The 1,411-nt window shown below is 61.7% G+C and carries 2 protein-coding genes; one reads left to right on the top strand and one right to left on the bottom strand.

Annotated elements, in window-relative coordinates; translation table 11 throughout:
* Positions 1 to 132: 132 nt before the first annotated feature.
* Entirely contained in the window at positions 133 to 606 is a 474-nt protein-coding gene (locus tag JKL46_RS34770) for a reverse transcriptase domain-containing protein (RefSeq protein ID WP_343074182.1), read from the top strand.
* On the opposite strand, the gene istB is transcribed toward JKL46_RS34770, so the two are convergent.
* Positions 597 to 1,349, bottom strand: coding sequence for an IS21-like element helper ATPase IstB (gene istB / locus JKL46_RS34775; RefSeq protein WP_201843013.1), 753 nt, complete (start codon positions 1,347 to 1,349; stop codon positions 597 to 599). The two genes, JKL46_RS34770 and istB, sit on opposite strands and share 10 nt — an antisense overlap.
* Between the last annotated feature and the right edge of the window lie 62 nt (positions 1,350 to 1,411).

Genomic DNA, 1,411 nt, shown 5'->3' on the forward strand with positions numbered 1-1,411 from the left:
ACTGGCTAGAGGCCCACCGCTATCTCAACATGGAGGATCTGAAAGAGCACAAGAAAGATCAGCTTCGCGAAGCCGCTCAGCCAACCTGCTGAGCCGCCCCGCTTTGCAGAACTTGACGCACACAATCTCCAGATGCAGGACGGTAGCATCGTCCCGCGCACGACAGGCACGCCTCAGGGCGGGGTGATCAGCCCCATCTTGGCGAACCTGTTCCTGCACTATGTGTTCGACATGTGGATGGCGCGGAGCTTTCCCGCCATCCTGTTCGAGCGCTATGCGGACGATATCATCTGCCACTGCCGCAGCGAAGAGGAAGCTCGTACGCTGTGGAGTGCCCTGGAGGTCCGCTTTCGGGCCTGCGGGCTGGTTCTTCATCCGGCCAAGACGAAGATCGTCTACTGCAAGGACACGAACCGGCGCGGCGACTATCCGGTGCAGTCGTTTGACTTCCTCGGCTATAGCTTTCGGCCGAGAAAGGCAGCCTGGCGCGGTGGTCGTTATGGCACCTCCTTCTTGCCTGCGGCGAGCCCGAAGGCACTGAATGTCAAGCGACACCCAGATTTACGAGATAAGGCGACATCCAGTTCTACGACGGCTCAAGCATGAGCCCGCTGGAGAGCTTCCTCCAGATCCCGGAGGCGATAGCTGCGCCCCTTGATATTGAGAACATGGGCCCGGTGCAGCAGGCGGTCGAGAATGGCGGTGGCCAGCACCTCGTCGCCGGCGAGCAGTTCAGTCCACTCCCGGATGCTCTTGTTCGTCGTAATCAGAATCGCGCCGCGGCCATAGCGGTAGGTCACCAGCCGGAAGAACAAGCTCGCCTCCTCGCGGGTCATGGGCTCGAAGCCGAGTTCGTCCACAATCAACAGAGCCATGTTCATGTAGCGGCGCCGTTTCAACTGCGCAGGCGGCAGGCCAGCATCGACCTTCAGCGCTGTCATCAGTTCATCAAAGCGATAGTACAGGACCGAGAATCCCATCTCGACCGCCCGGGTCCCGAGCGCCACGGAGAGGTGCGTCTTGCCCACACCCGGAGGGCCCTGCATCAGGACGGTTTCAGCATTGCGGATCCACGCGCCCGTGGCCAGCGTGTCGATCCGGGAGCGCTCGATCGCCGGCTGGAAGGCGAAGTCAAAGTTCTCGAGCGTCTGGCCGATCGGCAGACCCGACATTTTCAACGAGGTTTTCACCCGCCGTCCTTCGCGCCCCGAGTGCTCCACTTCCAGCAGCCGGTCCAGGAAGACGTGCGGCGCCATCGCCTCGCCCACTGCCTCAGTCAGAAGATGATCGAGGTGCTCGGCTGCATAAGGGCAGCCCAACGCCAGCAGCCGATCGCTGTGTTTCGGCATGCAATGTTGACCCTCTGAGGTGGGGGATCGGCGTCCAAAATTGCCCCCTGCGGCTGTCACGC

It is taken from the genome of Microvirga zambiensis WSM3693 (assembly GCF_016735695.1).
GTDB classification, from domain to species: domain Bacteria; phylum Pseudomonadota; class Alphaproteobacteria; order Rhizobiales; family Beijerinckiaceae; genus Microvirga; species Microvirga zambiensis.